This window comes from Primorskyibacter sp. S187A (assembly GCF_049800955.1).
Classification (GTDB): Bacteria; Pseudomonadota; Alphaproteobacteria; order Rhodobacterales; family Rhodobacteraceae; genus JAKVBH01.
The window spans coordinates 476,710-497,747 of record NZ_JBNAGA010000002.1 but is presented as its reverse complement, the minus strand read 5'-3'; the positions used below and the strand labels follow the sequence as shown (position 1 = coordinate 497,747).

The following is a 21,038-nucleotide window of genomic DNA, read 5'->3' as shown; positions in this document are numbered from 1 at the left end:
AGAACATCATTTACTTTTGTCGTGGCCCGAATGCCAATCGGGTCTGAGTCTCGGGAACGACCGCATGCAAATTGTCTCAATATCATTCTTCCGCTTCAACGGTTGGACCAACCGCCTCTGGGCGCTGGCCATGATGGGCGCAGGCCGCGTCGCTATGCCCAAAGTGCCAGGCATAGGCTTTTGGAAGCTGTGCGGATCGGGGACAGGCGAAGGGTTTACACCAGTGCCCAACACCGGCGTCTATGCCATTCTGGCCACATGGGACGATGAAGACACCGCACGGGAGCAAACCCAGAACGCCGCCATCTATCAACGCTACATGCGGCGCGCATCCGAACATTGGACGATCTTTCTGTCGGCCACATCGGCGCGCGGGGTCTGGAGTGGTACCGAACCTTTTGAAGCTTCAATGAAGTCGCAGCCCGGCCCCTTGGCCGCGTTGACCCGCGCAACCGTCAAACCTTCGGTCGCTTTGCAATTCTGGCGCCGTGTCCCCGATATTTCTGCCGTGATCGGCAATGACCGCAATGTGGCCTTCAAGATTGGCATCGGCGAAGTGCCCTTGTTGCATCAGGTCACCTTTTCGATCTGGCCCGACACGTCCTCCATGGCCGACTTTGCCCGCAAAGATGGCCCCCACGCCCAAGCCATTCGCGCCGTGCGCGAGGGTGATTGGTTTCGCGAAGAACTCTATGCCCGCTTTGCCGTCCTTGGCGATGCAGGCTCATGGGGGGGAACCTCCCCGCTGACCCGATTGGAACGCCCATGAAAACGCCTTTCCCCTTCTCTGCCATTGTTGGCCAAGCTGAAATGAAGCAGGCGATGGTTCTGACGGCAATTGACCCCGGCATCGGGGGCGTCCTCGTTTTTGGCGATCGCGGCACCGGCAAATCCACGGCGGTCCGCGCACTTGCGGCGTTGCTTCCCGAGATCGAGGTCGTCATCGGGTGCCCCTGCAATTCCGCAGAACTCGCGGACGTGCCTGAATGGGCCGAGGTCACGCAAACCCACCTTGAGACACGCTCCACACCCGTGATCGATCTGCCCCTTGGGGCGACCGAAGATCGCGTTGTCGGTGCACTCGATATCGAACGCGCCCTAACGCGCGGCGAAAAAGCCTTTGAGCCTGGACTGCTGGCGCGTGCCAACCGGGGGTATCTCTACATCGACGAGGTCAACCTGCTGGAAGATCATATTGTCGATCTGTTGCTCGACGTCGCGCAATCGGGCGAAAATGTTGTCGAGCGCGAAGGTCTCTCCATTCGCCATCCGGCGCGCTTTGTGCTTGTCGGGTCTGGCAACCCGGAGGAGGGCGAGCTGCGCCCGCAATTGCTGGATCGGTTTGGCCTGTCCGTCGAAGTGCGCTCACCCACCGATATCGAGGAACGCATCGAGGTGATCCGCAGGCGAGATGCTTTCGAGACCGATACCGCGACATTCCTCGACCACTGGCAGGCAGAGGACGCCAAGGTGCGCGATCAAATTCTCAAGGGGCGTGCGCTTCTCAAAGAGATGGAGACGCCGGAAGATGTCCTGCGCTCTGCGGCAACTCTTTGTCTGGCACTCGGCTCAGACGGATTGCGCGGAGAGCTGACCTTGCTGCGCACAGCGCGCGCTCTGGCCGCCTATGAAGGCAAGAACGTCGTCACCCGGGATCATTTGCGCGCTATCGCGCCCTCGGCATTGTCGCACAGACTGCGCCGTGATCCGTTGGATGAGGCAGGATCAAGCGTCCGCGTGGGCCGCACAGTGGAGAAGGTATTGGCATGAACGACGGCGCGCTGCGCTGGCAGCAAGCCTGTTTGGCACTGGACCTGATCGCGCGGTCACCCGGGCGTCTGAAGGGGCTTGTGCTGCGCGCCCGCTCGGGGCCTGTGCGCGACGCGTTCCTCGCGCGCCTAGCCGCCACATCGCTGAACATTCGCAAGGTTCATCCCAGCCTGCCTGACGAACAGCTCTTCGGCGGGATCGATCTTGCCGCGACGCTGGCTGCGGGACACGTTGTTCGAACCGAAGGTCTGGCCGCAACGCCCTGCGCGCTCGTTCTGACAATGGCCGAGAGATGCCCAAATGATCTGGCCGCGCGCTTGGCCCAGCTGCTGGATCAGGATCGTGGCCACTGCCTGATTGCGCTGGATGAAGGTGTTGAAAGCGATGAGCGCTGCCCGCCTCCTTTGGCCGAACGCCTCGCTTTTCACATCGATCTGACCGATATCACGCTCGCTGACATGTCCGCTCCCGCGCCCGACGAAGAGGCCAATACGACAGACGCGGCGCTGCCTGATGCAATCACATCGCTCACCGCCCTCGCCGCCCGTTTCGGCATTGATTCCCTGCGCGCGCCTCTGCTCGCTCTCGGAGCGGCCACGACGCTGGCTCAACGAGACAGTCGCACGCAGCTGACCGCAAACGATCTGGAAACAGCAGCCACATTGGTCTACCCGCACCGCGCGACATGCATGCCTCAGGACGACACGGCTGAAGACGCACTTGATGACGACGTGCCTCCGCCCAGCGAAGATCACGCCGACGGCGCAGAGGATGACACCACGCATACTGATGAAATCCCGCAAGAGATGCTGATTGACGCGGTCAAAGCGCTGCTGCCTGATGGATTGCTCGATCAGATCACGCAAAAGTCCGGTTCTGCGGCCAAAGGTGCGGGCGGCGCAGGTCATCGCAAGAAAGGCAATCGGCGCGGGCGGCCTTTGCCATCGCGCCCAGGGCGGCTGGATGGGCGCGCGCGGATTGATCTGGTCGCGACGCTTCGGGCCGCCGCGCCCTGGCAAGCCATCCGCGCCAAGTCAGTGCCAGGCAAGACGGGGCTGCACATCCGGCCATCGGACATTCGCATCAAACGGTTTGAAGAGCGGTCAGACCGGCTTTTGATTTTTGCGGTAGATGCGTCTGGCTCCTCCGCAATGGCCCGGCTCGGCGAGGCAAAAGGCGCTGTCGAGCTGCTGCTCGCAGAAGCCTATTCCCGTCGTGACCACGTCGCGCTTGTGTCGTTTCGCGGCGAGCATGCTGAGCTTTTACTGCCCCCGACACGGTCGCTCGTGCAAACGAAGCGCAGGTTGGCCGGGCTTCCCGGTGGCGGCGGCACACCGCTGGCCGCGGGATTGCGAACCGCGCTTGATCTTGGCCTGCAAAGCAGAGGCAAGGGCCTGTCGCCCACCGTTGCGGTCCTCACGGATGGCCGCGCGAATATCGCCCTCGATGGCACAGCCAACCGCGCGCAAGCGGGCGAGGACGCCGAGCAAATGGGCCGCTGCCTGCGCGCGGTGACCTTGCCTGCGATCATGCTGGATACCGGCAACAGGCCAACACCTGCGCTGCGCCAATTGGCCAGCATCATGGATGCGCCTTACCTCCCCCTGCCCCGGGCTGATGCCCAACGCATTTCGAATGCTGTGAGCGATGCGCTGGCCTGACGCATTGGCGGGCTGGCCGCATGCGGAATGCTCCCGTCGGATTCTCTGCGCACCTCACAGATGGCACATTCAGGAGATGGGCCATGGCCCCGTCTTGCTCTTCCTCCATGGCGCAGGAGGTGCGTCGCATTCCTGGCGCGATGTCATGCCAGAGCTGGCCCGGTCCTTTCGCTGCATTGCCATTGATCTGCCCGGGCATGGTCTGACACAGCTCGGCGCGCGCAATCGGTCAGGCCTGCAAGCCACCAGTCAGGACGTGCTCGCGCTCTGTCGGCAGGAGAACTGGCCGGTGGCGGCTGTGATCGGACATTCCGCTGGTGGCGCCGTGGCCTTGAGGATGGCTCAGATCGCTCCTGACAGATTTCATCATGTGATCGGGATCAATCCCGCGCTGGGGAATTTCAAAGGGCTGGCCGGGCTCCTGTTCCCCGCGATGGCCAAGGTCTTGGCGGCGACACCGTTTACGGCCGATCTCTTCTCACGGTCCGCGTCAAAACCTGACCGGTTGAAGGCCTTGCTCAAAAGCACCGGCTCTCAAATCGATGCCAAAGGTGAGCAGCTCTACGCGCAGCTTGTGGCTGACCGTGACCACGTTGATGGCACCTTGATGATGATGGCCCAATGGTCACTGGATGCCGTGGCATCGGATCTCGGCAAAACCAATGCAGAGGTTCTGTTTATCGCGGGCGCGCAGGACAAGACGGTTCCGCCCAGCGTTGCACAGGATGCCGCCAAGCGACTGCCCCGGGCGGAGGTTCAGGTTTGGGCCGATCTGGGCCACCTTCTGCATGAGGAAGCGCCTGTCCGTGTCGCTGGAGCGATCCAGTCCTGGCTCAAAGAAAAAGGCCTGCTGGTTCAGCAGGCCTGATTCGTGATTTCAAAGCTGGACGGACAAGCTTAGTTGGTTGCGTCAGCCATCGCCGGGTCAAGTGACTTGAGGTAGGCATAGAGGTTGATCGCGTCTTCCTCTTTGCGCACCTTGAAGCTCATCTTGGAGCGCGCCTTGCTGTTGTCTGTTGCTTCCTGAAGCCAGCCTTTCGGATCCTGCACGTAGGCAACAAATGTGGCCTCATCATAAACCAGATCGCTATCGGCGAGGCTTGCGAGGTCTTTACCATAGCGGAAACCTTCAACTGCGCCCGGTGCGCGGCCAACAACCTGATACAGGTTCGGACCGGTTTTGGATTTGCGTCCGGCGAGTGTCTCACCGTCATCATTTTGCACAACGTGGCAGGATACGCACTGGCGGAAGGCCTTTTCGCCCGCAGCGGCATCACCTGTCGCCGTAAGGTCAGCATGCCCCTCGGCAAATGCCGCGCCGCCTGTCAGACCCAATGCAAGAATTGTCGTCGTCACGAGTGATTTCATCTCGATGAACTCCCTTTTATGTCTGCGCAGAACAAATAGCTTCCGCACCAATGCGTCAAGCGCTCACACCTGACAAAACCGCGAACGGCACGAAATTGCACGGGGAAACTCCAACAAGTTGAGACACTTCCTGCAAACTCTGAGACATTCGTCGCAGCCCCAGCGTTCAGGACGGCGCCCCCGGCTTTGTGCTTGCCGTGACGTAGTTCACGGACAGATCCCGTGCTGAAATGCTCCAGGACCAACTGATCGGGTTGAAAACGAATCCCTTGCGATCCACAGGGGTCAGGCCCGACTGCGTGATCAATTCGAACAATTCATCCGGCGTTATGAATTTCGACCACTCATGTGTTCCTTTGGGCAACCAGCGCATGACGTATTCCGCCCCAACAATCGCCATCGCAAAACTCTTCGGATTTCGGTTGATCGTCGAGCAGATCTGCAACCCGCCCGGACGCAAGAGCTCTTGGCAGGCCGTCAGATAGGCCAGAGGGTCGGCGACATGCTCAACCACCTCCATGTTCAACACGATATCGAATTGCTCTCCCTCCGCGGCCATGGCCTCCGCCGTGGTGAAGCGGTAATCAATCTCGAGACCGGATTGCTCCGCATGCACACGCGCGACAGGGATATTGCGCTCCGCCGCGTCCGCACCGACAACCGTCGCGCCAAGCCGCGCCATAGGTTCGCAAAGCAGCCCGCCCCCACAGCCGATATCGAGAATACGCAAGCCCGCGAAAGGCGCCTCGGAGCCGAGGTCCCGGTCAAACTCGCCCGCAATCTGGCTCGTGATATAGTCAAGACGACAGGGATTGAGCATGTGCAGAGGCTTGAATTTGCCGTTTGGATCCCACCACTCCGCAGCCATGGCTTCAAACTTTGCAATTTCACCTGCATCAACAGTAATGCTCATGGGGTCTTCCTATGGTCTTTGAGGTCCTGAGACCTCATATAGTGTGATATGGATAAATTCTCAGGCCAAAAGCGCGCAGTGCAGTACCTCTACCCGCCGATTGATCCCTTCGATCAGCGCATGGTCGACGTGGGCGATGGTCATACGGTGTATGTTGAGCAATCCGGCAACAAGGCGGGCACACCCGTCGTCGTTCTGCACGGCGGACCCGGCGGAGGTTGTAGCCCGGCCATGCGCCGGTATTTCGATCCTGCCGTGTACCGTGTCATCCTCTTTGATCAGCGTGGATGCGGTCGCTCCAAACCGTCTGCAAGCGTCAAGGACAACACCACCTGGCATCTCGTGGCCGATATCGAACGCATCAGAAAGCTGTTGGGCATCGAGCAATGGGCGGTCTTTGGCGGATCATGGGGCGCGACTTTGGCGCTGATCTATGCGCAGGCGCATCCCGCTCATGTCAGCCATCTCGTCCTGCGCGGCGTCTTCCTGATGACACAGATTGAGCTGAAGTGGTTCTACGGCGGGGGCGCAGGGCAGTTCTGGCCCGAGACCTGGGCCCGCTTTGCCGAGATGGTGCCCGAGGACGAGCGGGATGACCTGATCCATGCCTATCACAAACGGCTCTTTTCCGGAGATATGCTGCAAGAAGTGAAATTCGCCCGCGCGTGGTCGTCCTGGGAAAATGCTCTGGCGTCGGTCTATTCCAACGGTCAGGGCGGCGAAGCGCCCGCCGATTACGCCCGTGCCTTTGCGCGGCTGGAGAACCACTATTTCACCAACGCTGGCTTTCTGGACTATGACGGTCAGATCCTCGCCGAAGTTGAGAAGATCGCACACATCCCGGGAGTCATCGTGCAGGGGCGATATGACATGATCTGCCCGCCGCAGCGCGCATGGGAATTGGCGCGCGCATGGCCCAATTGCGAGCTACGCATGATCCGCAATGCCGGCCATGCCCTCAGCGAGCCCGGGATCAGCGCTGAACTTGTGCGGGTCATGGATGAAATTGCAGAAGACATGCGCTAAGGGTTTCAAGGTCGAAACCCTTATGGTTTGATGTGAGCTGGTTTTGGGAGAGGCCGCATGACGAGAATCAGTCGACGGGAAATGCTACAGAGCGGCGCGCTTGCAGGCGTATTTGCTGCGTCTGGTGGCCCGTTGATGGCGCGCGGTGTGCGCGGCGGACGTCTGCGCGCCGGGCTTTCTGGCGCTTCCGCGTCAGACAGCTGGGACATGCGCGGCGCAACCGGTCTCTTCATGCTGACTGCCGGACAAGGCGCTGTGTTCGAATGTCTGACGGAAGTCGCAGCCGATGGTGCGCTGAAGGGAGAGCTGGCCGAAAGCTGGACCAGCCGTGATGGCGCCAGAAGCTGGGATATTGCACTGCGTCGGGGCATCGTGTTCCACAATGGCGCTGAATTGACGGCGCAGGATGTACTGGCCACGCTTGAGCACCACGGCGCCGAGCCTGCGCTTTTGGCGCAGATTGAAAGCGTCGCGCTTATGGGCACCCATGATCTGAGGATCACACTCCACGCGCCCAACCCCAGCTTTCTCTATGAGCTGTCTCACCCAACCCTCGCCATTCAACCGGCAAACGCGCAGGGCATGGGCGTCGGCACGGGTCTCTACCGCACGCTGCATTTTGCGCCGGGCGCGCGTTTTCTGGGCCAGAGAGTTGATGACCACTGGAAAGGTGACAGCGCCGGTTTTGCAGATGAAGTTGAACTCATTGCCCTGAACTCTGCCCGGGAACAGCGCGCCGCACTCAAGGCGGGCGTCGTCGATGTGGTCTCCGATCTCGGCGTGGCCGCTGTTGGCGAGATGCGGGGCATCCGGACCCAGGGCACAATCGCCATGACCGCCCGCGTGCAAACACCGGTCACCATTGGGCAATCCCTGCCGATGGACAATGCCCGGTTTGCCCAGCGCTGGTGGCTGGCCTAAAGCTGGGTGTCGTAGTCCGAGACGAGCAGGTGAAGCGGGGCTTCATCCTCTTCGATATTTGAAAACCGCCCGATCTCCATCTCGAAGATATTGTCGTTCAGATCATCATTGACCGTCGAGACTTCACCAATCAGGACATCTCCGCCCTCGCCCCAAAACGCATGCCAATGCTGCGGCAGAAGCGTCACGGACTCACCCGGCGCCAGTTTGAGATGACCACCGGCGGGCAAGGTGCGCCAATTGCCATCGACCATGACTGTAACGTCAGCGGACCGATCAATGCCTTTTTCTGCATCTGCCGCGAACAACTCGATGACCAGCGTCGCACCGCCGCGATTGATGATGTCTTCGACCTTGAGATCATGGCGATGCATCGGGCTCAACTGATCTTGCTTGGAGATCATGATCTTCTCGGCATAGAGCATCGCTGATTTTTGACCGAGATCTTCGTTCAGACCGTTGCGCGTCGTGAACAAAAACAGGCCCATCTCATCATATCGGCCCTGTCCGTAATCCGTGATGTCCCATCCCATGCGGCGGCGTTTGATCTCAGCGTGATCTCCGGCCTTTAACGCTTCGGGTGACAGATAGGCGAAAGGCGGCAGCGTGTATCCAAAGGAGCGAATGAACGCGTCGCTTTGCCGAATAATATCATTGATACGGGAGCGTTTCATGGACCGGCCCTCCTGCCTTTGCTCTGCACAGGGTATGCCGCAGGGCATGCGCTTTGAAAAGATGCCTTAGCGCAAGTCCACCGGGACGGTCTCATCATGCCAACCGTGCACATTGCAATGCCCGCGCACAAAGACGCGCGTCGTCCCTGCCGGAATGGAAATGCCTGTGAGGGAGCGTGTGAATGGCTGCTCATTGACATGCGGATGATGGAGCTTGCGGTAGCCAAGACGATTGCCATCCGCATCCAGCACTTCCCAGCCATCGGCATAATGATCCCAACCTGTGTCGGGATGCAGAAGCGTCACATCGATCCGCCAGGTATCGCCTGTCTTGCTGGCAACGGCTTTCGTTGTTTCCGCGAAATCCGCGGAGCCCTGTGTGGCCAGAACCATCGCCGCAAAAATGACAGCTAACCTCATGTCTCACCTTTTATCTGCAACCCCGAGATGAGGGCTTCACGGGACTTTGACGCAAACTCCCTGCGCCATAATATAGCAATGGTCGCGACAGACGCGATCAAAAGCACGAGAGGCCCAAAGACCCAAGTGGCTGCGGCCAGTGCGAAATAGATCGCGCGCAACCCGCGATTGAAGGACCGGGCGGCCGTGATGTTGATCTCTGCCGCTTGCGCGGCGCGCGGATAGGCCCGCGGGTCACTCGCATCATTGGGCACAGCCGCCACGAGGACTGCGCAATAGCTGAACAATCGGCTGGCCCAGACAAACTTCAAAAAAGCATTCGCCAGCAAAATCAACACAACCGCCAGCTTGAGCTCCCACACGATCGCGGGATCATCGCTCAACGTCAGATCATTGGCGAGGTTCACGACGCGTTCGGCATTCCCCATCACCGCAAAGACCCCACCAATCGCGATCATGCAGGCGGAGGCAAAGAACGCCGTCCCCTGACGCAGCATGGCAATAACCTGCGAATCAAAGATTCTCGGATCCCGGCTGACCATCTGGATCATCCATTCGCGCCGATACTCCGCCATCAGACAGGAAACCGACGCCCGCTTACCAGGTGAATCGATGCGCCACCCGACGATCAGCCACCCCCCGAGGAGGACTGCAAACGCAAGTAAATCAAGCGGTTGGAAGAGAGAGATGCGGTCTAACCACGACATGAGGCCTTGTAGCCCGCGCAATGAGAGCTTGCCAAGCCACAAGTATTGGTTATATTTTCTTACCAATCAGGAGGAGAGCTCATGGAACTGCCCCAACCAGATGGTCATGTCATCGCGCGCAAGGCCCAGATCGTCGAACGCCTGACAGCTGTTTTGCCCAAAGACGCGGTGATCCATGAGACGTCCGAGGTCCGTGCATATGAATGCGACGGACTCGCCGCCTACCGCTGTCCTCCGCTGGCCGCAGTGCTGCCCAGCTCGACCGAAGAGGTCGCCGCCGTGGTCAAGATCTGCCATGACATGGGCGTGCCCGTCGTGCCTCGTGGCTCGGGGACCTCGCTGGCAGGTGGCGCTTTGCCCACAGCCGATTCCGTAATCCTCGGCGTCGCCCGGCTCAACGCCGTTTTGGAAACCGACTACGACAACCGCTTTATTCGCGTGCAAACCGGTCGCACGAACCTCAGTGTCACGGGCGCTGTGGAAGAAAACGATTTCTTCTATGCCCCGGACCCGTCTTCCCAGTTGGCCTGCGCCATTGCCGGGAATATCGCCATGAATTCGGGCGGCGCCCATTGCCTGAAGTACGGCGTCACGACCAACAATCTCCTCGGTGTGACCATGGTCATGATGGATGGCACCATCACAGAGATTGGTGGCGCACATCTCGATTCAGGAGGGCTCGACCTGCTGGGTCTGATCTGCGGTTCAGAGGGGCAATTGGGCATTGTGACGGAAGCCACATTGCGCATTTTGCGCAAGCCGGAGGGCGCGCGGCCCGTGCTGATGGGGTTTGACAGCAACGAGGTAGCGGGCGCCTGCGTCGCGGATATCATCAAGGCGGGCATTCTTCCGGTCGCCATCGAATTCATGGACCGGCCTTGCATCCGGGCCTGTGAAGCCTTCGCTGGCGCAGGATATCCCGATTGCGAAGCACTACTGATCGTTGAGGTCGAAGGCTCAGATAGCGAGATTGCCGAGCAATTGTCGCTCATCATGGACATCGCGCGCCGCCACGACCCGGTCGAACTGCGCGAAGCCGCGGATGCCGATGAGGCCGGGCGGATCTGGCTCGGCCGCAAATCGGCCTTTGGCGCGATGGGACAAATCAACGATTACATGTGCCTCGATGGCACGATCCCGGTCTCCGAGCTGCCTTATGTGCTCAAACGCATTGGTGAGATGTCCAAGGAATTTGGCCTCGATGTTGCGAATGTCTTCCATGCCGGCGATGGCAACATGCACCCCCTGATCCTCTTCAATGCCAATGAGCCCGGTCAACTCGAGATTTGCGAAGCCTTTGGCGCGGAAATCCTGAAATTATGCGTCGAGGTTGGCGGCTGTCTGACAGGCGAGCATGGTGTGGGCATCGAAAAACGCGATCTGATGAATGTGCAATTCTCGGCGGCCGATCTCGAAGCGCAGATGCGTGTGAAAGATGTGTTTGATCCCAACTGGCTGCTCAATCCGGCAAAAGTCTTCCCGCTGGATGTCTCGCAAGACAGACGCGCCGCCAAGCTTGCCGCGCAGTAACGCGCCTTTCGAAAGTATTCCTGATGACACCGCAAACAGAAGCTGAACTAGCCGACATCGTTTTGTCGGCATCCGGACCTCTGCGCGTCATAGGCGGGGACACGCGCCGCATCGGCACGCAAGGCGCGGCAACTCCCGTGCATACCGGTGGCCTCTCTGGCATCACTTTGTACGAGCCCGGTGCGCTTACAATGGTCGCGCAAGCAGGCACGCCACTTGCAGAGATCGAGGCCGCGCTTGGCGCCGAAAACCAGCGTCTGGCGTTTGAGCCCGGAGATTGGCGACAGGTTCTCGGAACCACGGGCACGCCGACAATTGGGGGAATCGTTTCCGCCAACGTATCCGGGCCGCGACGCATCCAGACAGGTGCCTGCCGCGATCATATGCTCGGCGTTCGGTTCGTGGATGGCGCTGGCAGCATCATCAAGAACGGCGGCCGCGTCATGAAAAACGTGACGGGCTACGATCTGGTCAAACTGATGACCGGCGCCTGGGGCACCATGGGCATTTTGACCGAGGTATCTTTCAAGGTTCTCGCCAAACCGCAGACCGAGCGCACGCTCGCGCTGGCAGGTCTCGACGCGGACAGCGCGGTGCAAAAACTCTCCGCCGCGCTTGGCTCGCCCTTTGATGTCACGGGTGCGGCCCATGCAGACGCTGGTACGCTCGCAGACGGTGCGCTGACGCTTGTGCGAATCGAAGGCCTGAGCGAGTCGGTGGCCTACCGCAGCGAGCAACTGACGGACACGCTTTTGCCGGGTTGCGAAATCCATGAAGACGACGCCAGCGCCGCGCTGTGGCAACACATGCGGGATGTGACGCCGATGGCGGGGCCCGGTGCGCTCTGGCGCGTTTCGGTCAAACCCTCCGATGGCCCGCGCTTAACAGAGATGTTGCGCGCGGAGGGCCACGCGATCTCTTGTCTCTATGATTGGGGCGGTGGGCTCGTCTGGGTGCGCTTTGAGGGCAACGATCTGGCCCAAGCGCAAGCCGTGCGCCGCGCAACCCAATCGCTCGGCGGCCACGCAACTCTCATGCGTGGCAGTGCTGAACTGAAAGAGGCCGTACCGATTTTCGAGCCGGAGAACCCGGTTGTCGCAAAGATTTCCGCAGGCTTGCGGGCGCAATTTGATCCCCGGGGACTCTTGAACCCCGGCTTGATGGGGTAGGACCATGCAAACGACCTTCACCGAAGATCAGCTGAAAGACCCCGGCACGGCGCGCGCCAATGAGGTCTTGCGCGCCTGCGTGCATTGCGGTTTCTGCACGGCAACCTGCCCGACCTATCAGGTCCTGGGCGATGAGCTCGATAGCCCGCGCGGGCGTATTTACCTGATCAAGGACATGCTCGAAAACGAGCGCAAGCCCGACGAGAAAACGGTCAAGCATATTGATCGTTGTCTGTCATGCCTTGCCTGCATGACGACATGCCCTTCGGGCGTTCACTACATGCATCTCGTTGATCACGCACGGGAATATATCGAGAGGCACTATGACAGGCCGTGGTCTGATCGGGCTCTGCGCTGGATCCTCGCGCGGATCCTGCCTTTTCCGATGCGCTTTCGCGTGGCGTTGCTGCTGGCCAAAATCGGCAAACCTTTTGCTCCCTTGATCCCGGATGCGCGGCTCAAGGCAATGCTCGCAATGGCCCCGAAGACCATTCCTCCCGTAAGCCGCAACGATGATCCCCAGAGCTTTCCGCCAGCTGCACCCAAACGAAAGCGCGTCGCGCTCATGACAGGATGCGCCCAGAAAGCGCTGAACACCGACATTAACGATGCCACGATCCGTCTGCTGACGCGGCTTGGCTGCGAAGTCGTCGTGGCCGATGGGGCCGGCTGTTGCGGAGCATTGACCCATCACATGGGTAAAACAGCGGAGAGCCACGGGACCGCCGCCAAAAATATCCGCGCCTGGACGCGCGAGATGGACGGAGATGGCCTCGACGCGATTGTGATCAACACCTCCGGCTGCGGAACCACCGTCAAGGATTACGGTCATATGTTCCGCACCACGGATCTTGCTCAGGAGGCGCATCGTGTCTCCGAGATCGCCATGGATATCTCGGAAGTTCTGATGCAACTGGATCTGCCCGAAGGCACGCCACGGGATATGACCGTTGCCTATCATGCCGCCTGCTCGCTTCAGCATGGCCAACAAATCAAGACGCATCCCAAGACTCTTCTGAAACGGGCGGGGTTCCGTGTGGCGGAACCGGCAGACGCACATCTGTGTTGTGGCTCTGCGGGAACCTACAACCTGATGCAGCCCGAGATTTCCGGTAAACTCAAGGAACGCAAGGTCCGCACTTTGGAAGCCGTGAAACCCGACGTCATTGCAGCGGGCAACATCGGGTGCATGATGCAAATCGGATCTGCCACAGATCTTCCCATTGTGCACACCGTTGAGCTTCTGGATTGGGCCAGCGGTGGTCCAATACCTCCGGCCATGAAAGAAGGCGCAAAAGCCGCAGATGCTGTGCCAATTTTACGCTAACCCTGCAAATTCGCCCAAATTTTGCCTAAACTGATCGCTACTGCGTGCCCTCATGAATGCGATTAGAATGAAACGTGCAATTTTCGTTGGTTTTGCAAGTCTGATGCTCGCCTCCTTCGTGACGGCGGACGACACCGGATTGCGCAAGCTCAACACAGGCGATGAGGGCCGGGGATGGGAGGCTGTTGGTCGGCTCGATATTGATGGCACCGGCTTTTGCACAGGCGCTCTAATCGAGGAAGATCTCGTTCTGACCGCGGCGCATTGTTTGTTTGACCCCACGACCGGCGCACAAATTGACGAAACAGAAATCGAGTTTCGGGCGGGGTGGCGCAATGGCCGCGCCTCCGCCTATCGCTGGGTTGGAGACGCCGTGGTTCATCCGGACTACGATTACGCTGCCGCCGCCCATGAGGGACGCGTGCGCAATGATGTAGCACTTCTCAAGCTGGTCCAGCCGATCCGAACAACAGAAGTCCGCCCCTTCGCGACAGACATGCGCCCACGGGACGGCGAGCGGGTCGGTGTCGTCTCTTATGCGCACAACCGCGCGGATGTCCCGTCTCTGCAGGAAATGTGTCGCGTTATGGCGCGCCAGCATGGCGTGCTGGTCATGTCTTGCGATGTCGATTTCGGCTCGTCGGGCGCGCCTGTCTTCTCATTCCTTGATGGCGAGCCGCGGATTGTCTCCGTTGTCTCTGCCAAGGCGGAAGCCAATGGCACACCTGTCTCCCTGGGCACGGCACTGGAAAGCCCGCTTCAGGTGCTACGCGTTGAAATGGCCTCTCGCAGCCGCTTTCAAAGCTCGGCGGAGCGCAACGCGACCGGGGCGAAATTCGTCAAACCCTGAGGGCTTGAAACCTCTCAAATGCTTTCCCACATCTGATGTACCCGGGCGCCAAGGATGGGCCCGGTTCTAGATCGCATCGCCCCGTTTGGGGGATGCGCAGATATATGGAAACGCTCAACGGAGGTATCCAATGCGTAGTTTTGATCTTGCACCGCTGTATCGTGCAACCGTCGGTTTTGACACACTTGCCGACATGATGGACAGGGTTCTGTCCACCGAAACCGGCCACCAGACATATCCGCCTTACAACATCGAAAAAACCGCTGAAGACGAGTATCGTATCTCGATTGCCGTCGCCGGTTTTTCCGACAGTGACCTCTCCGTCGATGTGAAGGAGCAAGCCCTCGTTGTGACCGGGCGCAAACCTGCTGATGATGCAGAGCGCGCCTACCTGCATCGTGGCATCGCGACCCGCGCCTTCGAGCGCCGCTTCCACCTTGCCGATCATGTGCGGGTCACCGGGGCCAGCCATACGGACGGCATGCTGCACATTGATCTGCAGCGCGAAATTCCGGAAGCGCTCAAGCCGCGCCGGATCGAGATCGCGAAAGGCCCGTCTCTCGATAAGGACGTCGTGGACGCAAAAACCGTCAACTAATTGTTGTGATCAACGAACAGGCCTCGCGTCCTCGGACGTGAGGCCTGTCTCCCAAGACTCAGCCGTCTGCGCTGAGCTCGATTGCCGTCGTGGCAATTTCATTCACGCCAGTCTCGCCAACAGCGCTCTCGGCACCGAGCAAAGGGGTTGGCGCGGGCAAACTGTTTGGCCCGCCCATGATCAGCGTCCACCAAATCTTGCCGTTCTGCTCCTGAAAGAAGGCAAAGCCCATTTGTGTCGCATCTGGCGACATGATGATGCGGTGCGTGCCCTCTTCATCCATCCAGGCCGCGAGCGTCTGCACTTCGGTCTCGTAGGTTTCCGAGATGGCCTCACCGATCAACCGGCCGGAATACCCAACACGCCGCACCCGATCGATGGGAGACGATCCATCAGACCCGAAATGCCACGGCCGGTTTTGCACGGACATATCCCGGGCATGAGTCGCCGCAGCAGCATTCAGCTGAGCATTCAGCGAAACAGACGCTACGCCTGCGGCCTGACGCAGAGAATTCACCGAATCGAGAACACGAAACTGAATGCGACCCTCAGATCCCGGCGCGATGCGATAAAGCTTGGGCAATGGCAAACCATCCGGGCCCAAGGTCGGCGCGGGTGCTTGCGGCGCGCAAGCGGACAAACCGGTCACCAGAATGATCATCAAAGTAAGAAATCGCAGCATCGCTCGCGCCAATCCTCTGTTTTGTGCAGCGTTACCGAGAAAGCCGTGGCCTTTCAAACCCAGTTGCTGCGGTTCGAGCAACTTAACGCTTGTTTGATTTGCGACTGCGTCTTTCGCGCACTATCACATTCACAAATACGAGAAGTCATGATGATGGAGGGCCCTATGAGTGACCTCAAAGTAAATCGACGCGCCTTTGTCACAGGTGCAGCCGCGATGATCGGAGCACCAGCGCTGGCACAATCCGGCGATGAAACCGTTGAATTGGAACGCACAATCTCTCGTGCGGTGCGCCGCAACATCTCCAGTTTCCGGACGTTGGATTGGCGACCTTACTTTACGAACCTCGATAACGGGGCGATTCTCGTCGATATCGACAGCCGCGCCTTGCACTACTGGCAGGAGGATGGCGCATACCATCTCTTCCCCTCTTCCGTCCCTTTGACAGAAGATCTGACCCGGCGTGGCCGAACCAGTGTCGTGCGAAAAGTCGAAGGTCCGAGCTGGCGTCCCACGCCTGCGATGAAAATCCGAAACCCTGAATGGCCGGACTTTGTTGGCCCTGGTCCGGATAATCCTTTGGGAACACACGCGCTTTACCTGAGCTGGACGTATTACCGCATCCACGGCACACACGATACGCGAAAAATCGGGCGCAGATCATCCAATGGATGTATCGGTCTGTACAATGAGCATATTGCTCAGCTTTTCGGTATGGCCAAAGTCGGCACACAAGTGTTGCTTATTTGACGACACACAAGCGGACAGCGGCTCAAATCTGCAAAGATCGGTTTGCAATCAACGCTGTTTGCTGATTAGAAAAACACACGAGGTAAGTCTTGGGTGCCTGTACGTGGACCGTACTTTGCGGGCGGCAGGTAAATATCTGGAGGATATACTATGAAAAAACTCGCACTCGCTGCCGCGCTGACTGCAGCTGCTTCGACCGCGTTCGCTGGCTCCTACGCCAAAGACGACGTCATGATGGAAGCTCCGGTCATCGTTGAAGAAACAACACAAGCATCTTCTTCCGCGGGCATCATCGTCCCGTTGGTTCTGCTTGCTCTGGTCGTTGCCGCAGCATCGTCCAACAACTAATTCCAAACGGAATTACTTGACGAAAAACGGCGCCATTTTCGGCGCCGTTTTTTTGTTCCATCCGTCTAGATCAGGAATGTGGAAGCCAACCGCCGAGGTTTTCCCCGATCACGGCGCTGAGTGCATCGATATGAGCGTCATCGGCATTCAGACAGGGGATATAGGTGAAGTGCTCACCGCCCGCTTCTTCGAAGCTTTCCTTGATCTCTTCGTTGATCTCTTCAAGCGTCTCGATGCAATCGGCCGAAAATGCGGGCGCGATCACGGCAATATTCTTCTTGCCGTCTTCTTCCGCCAGCCGGGCCACCTCTTCCACCGTGTAAGGCTTGAGCCATTCCTCAGGACCAAAGCGGGATTGGAACGTGGTCACGATATCCGTGTCAGACCAACCCAGACGCTCTTTCAGCAGGCGAGATGTCTTCTGGCATTGGCAGTGATAGGGATCACCTTCCATAAGGTAGCGCTTGGGCACACCATGGTATGATGCCACGAGCACATCGGGCTTGGTCTCCATGGCCGCATAAGCGCGCTCAACCGATTGCGCCAAAGCTTCGATGTAGAGGGGGTGGGCGTAATACGGATCGACCACCCGTGCCGTCGGTTGCCACTTTTCCTTCATCAAGGACCGGAAAAACTGATCGTTCGCTGTGGCGGACGTCGCGCCTGCGTAATGCGGGTACAGCGGGAAAAAGAGAATCTTGGAGCATCCTGCCTCGACCATGGCCCGCACTTTCGAAGGCGTCGATGGATTGCCGTATCGCATGCAGAAATCAACCATGACCTGATCGCCGTAGGTTTCCGCCATCCGCGCCGTGATCTTGGCGGTCTGCTCCTTGGTGATGGTCATCAAGGGGCTCTCGTTGGCCTCTTCATTCCAGATCGACTTGTAGGCCGCGCCAGAGCTGAACGGCCGCTTGGACAGAATGATCAGCTGCAACAAGGGCTGCCAAATGAAGGCGCTGTAATCAATCACCCGCTTGTCGGACAGGAACTCGTTCAGATAACGGCGCATGGACCAGTAATCTGTTCCATCCGGCGTACCGAGATTGGCCAACAAGACACCCACTTTTTCCGCAGGCAGTTTCGGGTGGTCAGACGGCGCATGCACAGGGCATGTCAGACCCTTGGTCGTATCCAGCATAATGAGGTCCCATGATGCGTTAGCTTTGCCAGACACATAAGCGACCAAGCGCCGAGGTCAATCTTTCAAGGGCGTTTCATGCGTCCCAAGTGCCTCAGACAACCGCGCCTTGGCGCTGCCCGGACGCAAGGGTTTCTGCTGGTTTTCCGCCGGCGCCCAACCCGTGAGAACGATGATTTCGAAAGTTGCCACTATGCGATCGGCATCGGCAAATACCTCTCGGTACATCTCGGCCGCGCGGTCAAAAATCGCGCGGCGCGTGGGCCTGCGCAGCCGCTGGCTCAACGCGTTGCCCTCGCCCATGGCGCGAAGATCACGCATGAGCGCAAAGGCGGAGTCATAACTGACCCGAAGTGGCAAAACATCCGCGACAGGCAACGCCAAACCGGCGCGTTGCAGAAGCGCGCCTGCATCGCGCACATCGGTCATGGGCGCCACGCGCGGCGAGAGTCCGCCTGTCAGATCCGCTTCGGCCTGCGCCAAACAGGACCGCAGTTCATGAAGCGTTTGCCCGCCGAGAAAAGCGCCGAAAAACAGTCCATCAGGCCGCAAAGCACGGCAACACTGGATGATCTGGCCAATCGGATCATCAGCCCAATGCAGAGACAGGCTATGGATGACGAGATCATGCGCCGCTTGCTCAAGCGCTAGCGTATCGTCATCTTCAACCAAGGTCGCTTGAGCAAACCCATTGCGCCACAGGTCGGGAAAACCAGTCACAATCGCGGGCTTGGTAAAGGTCCTGTTAACCATTTCCAGACGATCTTGAAGCTCGTCGCGCGCTTCTTCTTGCAGGAAGAACGTCGAGGCGCGGGCGCGGTTGCGGAGCAGCGCCGTACGGTCGGTCAATTTGGGGGCCTGTTGGGTCATGGGGCACAGATAGAATGGTGATGTCACTTGTGCAAACGGCGTTGCGAGCGGTCTACCCTCCCGAATGCCTGATTTGTCGCGCCGGCGTCGAAACAGAGTTCGGCCTGTGCGGATCCTGCTGGGGGCAGACGCCGTTTCTGGGAGGCGCCGTGTGCGATGTCTGCGGTGTCCCGCAACCCGGCGTCGCGGAAGACGGTATCAAATGCGACGAATGCCTTCAGTTTCCACGCAAATGGGACCGAGGCCGCGCGGCCCTGAGCTACGCCGATAACGGCAGATCCCTGGTGCTCGCTCTGAAACACGGCGACCGCTACGATGTCGCGCGCACGGCCGGGACATGGATGGCCCGCGCGGCAGAGCCTTTGCTCACACCAAACACCCTTATCGTGCCCGTGCCGCTGCATTGGACGCGGCTTGCCAAGCGTCGCTACAATCAATCCGCGCTTCTGGCCAAATCCATCTCAGACACACTCGGCCTGCCTTTGAGCGCCGATCTCCTGCAACGTCCTCAAAGGACCGAAAATCTCTACGGAAAAGACTACGAAAAACGCAAGGAAACCGTAGACAACGCAATCAGGGTCAACCCCCGCAAACGCAGGCGTATTGCTGCGGGTCGCCCGGTTTTGCTGGTTGATGACGTTCTGACCTCCGGTGCCACGCTCAATGCCTGCGCTGAGGCGCTAAAGGCTTCACGTGCAGGAGAAGTTTCTGTCATAGTTCTGGCACGCGCGGCCCGACGCACCTAAATGCAGGGCAACACCTGATAAGGAATGCCCAGATGCAACCAGTTGAAATCTATACCTCGCCGCTCTGCGGATTTTGCCATGCGGCCAAGCGCTTGCTGAAACAGAAGGGCGTCACCTTCTCTGAAATTGATGTCCTGGCGCGCCCAGATCGCAAACCCGAAATGATCCAGCGCGCCAATGGAGGCCGGACTGTTCCACAGATCTTCATCGGCGAAACCCATGTGGGCGGCTGCGATGACCTCTTTGCACTGGAGCGCGCGGGCAAGCTTGATCCACTCTTGGCTGCCTGATGCGCGTCAGTCTGCTACAGCTGAATTCCAGTGAGGATCCGAGCCACAACGTCCGCGTCATGCGGTCGATGCTCGATGATGCGGTGGCAGACGGCGCAGGATTTGCCTTGCTGCCCGAAGTCGCCAATTGCCTTGGCGCAAACCGCAAGAGACAGATGGAGGTCCTCCAACCCGAGGCCACGGACCCGACCCTCGCCGCCCTGAGAGAGGAGGCCGCCCGCCATGGGATCTGGCTGCTGATCGGGTCACTTGCACTCAAAACGGATGATCCGGATGGCCGGTTTGCCAATCGGTCGATCCTGATCTCTCCCGAAGGCGAAATCGCTGCGCGGTATGACAAGTTGCACATGTTTGACGTGCAATTGTCCGAGACAGAGCAATATCAAGAGAGCCAAGGCTACCGCCCCGGGACAGAGGCTGTCATCGCGAAAACACCTTTTGCGACGATCGGCTTGAGCATCTGCTACGATCTGCGTTTCCCTTATCTCTACAGATCATTGGCGCAAGCAGGCGCCGAGATCCTGACGGTCCCTGCCGCGTTCTCCTACGCTACCGGCCCAGGGCACTGGGAACCGCTTCTGCGCGCTCGGGCCATTGAATGCGGCGCATGGGTACTGGCGCCCGCACAAACCGGGCAGCACGGTGAGGGAAATGGCGCTTTGCGGCGCACCCACGGTCATTCCCTGATCGTTTCGCCCTGGGGTGAGGTTATGGGCGATGCCGGAACGGCCCCGGGCGTTCTGTCGGTTGAACTGGACATGGCCTCTGTGTCACAAGCGAGACAGAAAATCCCAGCCCTGCAACACGACCGCGAATTTATCGGCCCCGAATGAGTGACGACCCTTCCCAAGCGCTTGCTGTAGCTCTCTTTTCCGAGCTGTTCACAGCCGATCAGATGCTGCGCAATCGCATGGGCCGCGCTCTGCCGAAGGGGATGGAGTTGAGCCATTTTTCTGTGCTCAATCATCTCGCACATTCGAAAGCGGAACGCACTCCGGCGCAGCTTGCGCGCTCTTTTCACGTCACCCGCGGCGCGATGACAAACACGCTCTCAAAGCTGGAATGGGCGGGCTATGTGCACATCCGCCCAGACTGGGACGATGCGCGCTCCAAACTCGTCACAATCAGCCCCGCTGGCCTGCAAGCGCGCGACGCAGCCCTTGCCGCGATAACGCCACTCGTTGCCACTCTGGTCAGCGATCTAGGGCCTGACAAGGTCAAAGCTGCCCTGCCAATCCTGCGCGAACTCCGTCAGAAACTGGAAAGCGACGCCTAGG

25 protein-coding genes are annotated in these 21,038 nt (G+C 59.3%); 17 read left to right on the top strand and 8 right to left on the bottom strand.

What is annotated here, in order from left to right; all coding sequences use genetic code 11:
- Positions 1 to 64: 64 nt before the first annotated feature.
- From crtA to bchO, 4 genes are read left to right on the top strand one after another with little or no spacing between them, the layout of a single operon-like run.
- Positions 65 to 769 carry a spheroidene monooxygenase gene (gene crtA, locus ACP15S_RS13395; RefSeq protein WP_425040142.1) on the top strand — a complete coding sequence of 235 codons (705 nt, stop codon included), beginning with the start codon at positions 65 to 67 and terminating at the stop codon, positions 767 to 769.
- Positions 766 to 1,770 (top strand): magnesium chelatase ATPase subunit I, encoded by a 1,005-nt coding sequence (gene bchI, locus ACP15S_RS13390; protein WP_425040141.1) that lies wholly within the window; start codon positions 766 to 768, stop codon positions 1,768 to 1,770. Before crtA ends, bchI begins: the two co-directional genes overlap by 4 nt.
- Positions 1,767 to 3,431, top strand: a complete 1,665-nt coding sequence (locus tag ACP15S_RS13385) for a magnesium chelatase subunit D (RefSeq protein WP_425040140.1) — start codon at positions 1,767 to 1,769, stop codon at positions 3,429 to 3,431. Before bchI ends, ACP15S_RS13385 begins: the two co-directional genes overlap by 4 nt.
- A complete protein-coding gene (gene bchO / locus ACP15S_RS13380; protein ID WP_425040139.1) occupies positions 3,418 to 4,299 on the top strand; it encodes an alpha/beta fold hydrolase BchO in 882 nt (293 codons plus the stop codon). Before ACP15S_RS13385 ends, bchO begins: the two co-directional genes overlap by 14 nt.
- Before the next feature lie 29 nt (positions 4,300 to 4,328).
- On the opposite strand, the gene ACP15S_RS13375 is transcribed toward bchO, so the two are convergent.
- Positions 4,329 to 4,799: a c-type cytochrome gene (locus ACP15S_RS13375; protein WP_425040138.1), complete on the bottom strand. Its 471-nt coding sequence runs from the start codon at positions 4,797 to 4,799 to the stop codon at positions 4,329 to 4,331.
- Between the two features lie 166 nt (positions 4,800 to 4,965).
- On the bottom strand, positions 4,966 to 5,712 hold the full coding sequence (ubiG, locus tag ACP15S_RS13370) for a bifunctional 2-polyprenyl-6-hydroxyphenol methylase/3-demethylubiquinol 3-O-methyltransferase UbiG (protein WP_425040137.1): 747 nt from the start codon (positions 5,710 to 5,712) through the stop codon (positions 4,966 to 4,968).
- Positions 5,713 to 5,760: 48 nt separating this feature from the next.
- On the opposite strand from ubiG, the gene pip reads away from it, so the two are divergent.
- Together pip and ACP15S_RS13360 are read left to right on the top strand one after the other, a co-directional pair.
- Positions 5,761 to 6,738, top strand: coding sequence for a prolyl aminopeptidase (gene pip / locus ACP15S_RS13365; protein WP_425040136.1), 978 nt, complete (start codon positions 5,761 to 5,763; stop codon positions 6,736 to 6,738).
- Between the two features lie 57 nt (positions 6,739 to 6,795).
- A complete protein-coding gene (locus ACP15S_RS13360; protein ID WP_425040135.1) occupies positions 6,796 to 7,659 on the top strand; it encodes an ABC transporter substrate-binding protein in 864 nt (287 codons plus the stop codon).
- Here ACP15S_RS13360 and ACP15S_RS13355 read toward each other — a convergent pair.
- The 3 genes from ACP15S_RS13355 to ACP15S_RS13345 form a co-directional block, all read right to left on the bottom strand.
- Entirely contained in the window at positions 7,656 to 8,333 is a 678-nt protein-coding gene (locus ACP15S_RS13355) for a D-lyxose/D-mannose family sugar isomerase (protein ID WP_425040134.1), read from the bottom strand. The genes ACP15S_RS13360 and ACP15S_RS13355 overlap by 4 nt on opposite strands.
- A 66-nt stretch (positions 8,334 to 8,399) precedes the next feature.
- Complete coding sequence (locus ACP15S_RS13350; RefSeq protein ID WP_425040133.1) at positions 8,400 to 8,753, bottom strand: hypothetical protein; 354 nt, start codon at positions 8,751 to 8,753, stop codon at positions 8,400 to 8,402.
- Complete coding sequence (locus tag ACP15S_RS13345; RefSeq protein ID WP_425040132.1) at positions 8,750 to 9,460, bottom strand: DUF599 domain-containing protein; 711 nt, start codon at positions 9,458 to 9,460, stop codon at positions 8,750 to 8,752. Before ACP15S_RS13345 ends, ACP15S_RS13350 begins: the two co-directional genes overlap by 4 nt.
- A gap of 81 nt (positions 9,461 to 9,541) precedes the next feature.
- On the opposite strand from ACP15S_RS13345, the gene ACP15S_RS13340 reads away from it, so the two are divergent.
- The 5 genes from ACP15S_RS13340 (at position 9,542) to ACP15S_RS13320 (ending at position 14,934) form a co-directional block, all read left to right on the top strand.
- Positions 9,542 to 10,990, top strand: coding sequence for an FAD-linked oxidase C-terminal domain-containing protein (locus ACP15S_RS13340; RefSeq protein WP_425040131.1), 1,449 nt, complete (start codon positions 9,542 to 9,544; stop codon positions 10,988 to 10,990).
- A 23-nt stretch (positions 10,991 to 11,013) separates the two neighbouring features.
- The gene (locus ACP15S_RS13335; protein WP_425040130.1) at positions 11,014 to 12,159 is read left to right on the top strand and encodes an FAD-binding protein; all 1,146 of its coding nucleotides are present in this window, start codon (positions 11,014 to 11,016) and stop codon (positions 12,157 to 12,159) included.
- Positions 12,160 to 12,163: 4 nt separating this feature from the next.
- Entirely contained in the window at positions 12,164 to 13,486 is a 1,323-nt protein-coding gene (glcF, locus tag ACP15S_RS13330) for a glycolate oxidase subunit GlcF (RefSeq protein WP_425040129.1), read from the top strand.
- A 103-nt stretch (positions 13,487 to 13,589) separates the two neighbouring features.
- The gene (locus tag ACP15S_RS13325) at positions 13,590 to 14,336 is read left to right on the top strand and encodes a trypsin-like serine peptidase (RefSeq protein WP_425040902.1); all 747 of its coding nucleotides are present in this window, start codon (positions 13,590 to 13,592) and stop codon (positions 14,334 to 14,336) included.
- A gap of 130 nt (positions 14,337 to 14,466) precedes the next feature.
- A complete protein-coding gene (locus ACP15S_RS13320; protein ID WP_425040128.1) occupies positions 14,467 to 14,934 on the top strand; it encodes an Hsp20 family protein in 468 nt (155 codons plus the stop codon).
- 58 nt (positions 14,935 to 14,992) lie between these two features.
- Here the strand turns inward: ACP15S_RS13320 and ACP15S_RS13315 are convergent, their stop codons facing one another.
- Positions 14,993 to 15,616: a CAP domain-containing protein gene (locus ACP15S_RS13315; protein ID WP_425040127.1), complete on the bottom strand. Its 624-nt coding sequence runs from the start codon at positions 15,614 to 15,616 to the stop codon at positions 14,993 to 14,995.
- Between the two features lie 165 nt (positions 15,617 to 15,781).
- Between ACP15S_RS13315 and ACP15S_RS13310 the strand changes: the two genes are divergently transcribed.
- Positions 15,782 to 16,366 (top strand): L,D-transpeptidase, encoded by a 585-nt coding sequence (locus ACP15S_RS13310; protein ID WP_425040126.1) that lies wholly within the window; start codon positions 15,782 to 15,784, stop codon positions 16,364 to 16,366.
- Positions 16,367 to 16,516: 150 nt separating this feature from the next.
- Positions 16,517 to 16,714, top strand: a complete 198-nt coding sequence (locus tag ACP15S_RS13305) for a ferrochelatase (protein WP_425040125.1) — start codon at positions 16,517 to 16,519, stop codon at positions 16,712 to 16,714.
- 70 nt (positions 16,715 to 16,784) lie between these two features.
- Here ACP15S_RS13305 and hemH read toward each other — a convergent pair whose 3' ends face one another.
- Complete coding sequence (gene hemH, locus ACP15S_RS13300) at positions 16,785 to 17,855, bottom strand: ferrochelatase (RefSeq protein WP_425040124.1); 1,071 nt, start codon at positions 17,853 to 17,855, stop codon at positions 16,785 to 16,787.
- Positions 17,856 to 17,912: 57 nt separating this feature from the next.
- Positions 17,913 to 18,725, bottom strand: coding sequence for a methyltransferase domain-containing protein (locus ACP15S_RS13295; protein WP_425040123.1), 813 nt, complete (start codon positions 18,723 to 18,725; stop codon positions 17,913 to 17,915).
- Positions 18,726 to 18,739: 14 nt separating this feature from the next.
- Here ACP15S_RS13295 and ACP15S_RS13290 point away from each other — a divergent pair, with 14 nt between their 5' ends.
- The 4 genes from ACP15S_RS13290 to ACP15S_RS13275 are packed head-to-tail and all read left to right on the top strand — an operon-like array spanning position 18,740 to position 21,037.
- A complete protein-coding gene (locus ACP15S_RS13290) occupies positions 18,740 to 19,471 on the top strand; it encodes a ComF family protein (RefSeq protein ID WP_425040122.1) in 732 nt (243 codons plus the stop codon).
- Between the two features lie 32 nt (positions 19,472 to 19,503).
- Entirely contained in the window at positions 19,504 to 19,761 is a 258-nt protein-coding gene (gene grxC, locus ACP15S_RS13285; RefSeq protein ID WP_425040121.1) for a glutaredoxin 3, read from the top strand.
- On the top strand, positions 19,761 to 20,594 hold the full coding sequence (locus ACP15S_RS13280; RefSeq protein ID WP_425040120.1) for a carbon-nitrogen hydrolase family protein: 834 nt from the start codon (positions 19,761 to 19,763) through the stop codon (positions 20,592 to 20,594). Before grxC ends, ACP15S_RS13280 begins: the two co-directional genes overlap by 1 nt.
- A complete protein-coding gene (locus ACP15S_RS13275) occupies positions 20,591 to 21,037 on the top strand; it encodes a MarR family winged helix-turn-helix transcriptional regulator (RefSeq protein WP_425040119.1) in 447 nt (148 codons plus the stop codon). The genes ACP15S_RS13280 and ACP15S_RS13275 overlap by 4 nt, the downstream gene beginning before the upstream one ends.
- Position 21,038: the final 1 nt, after the last annotated feature.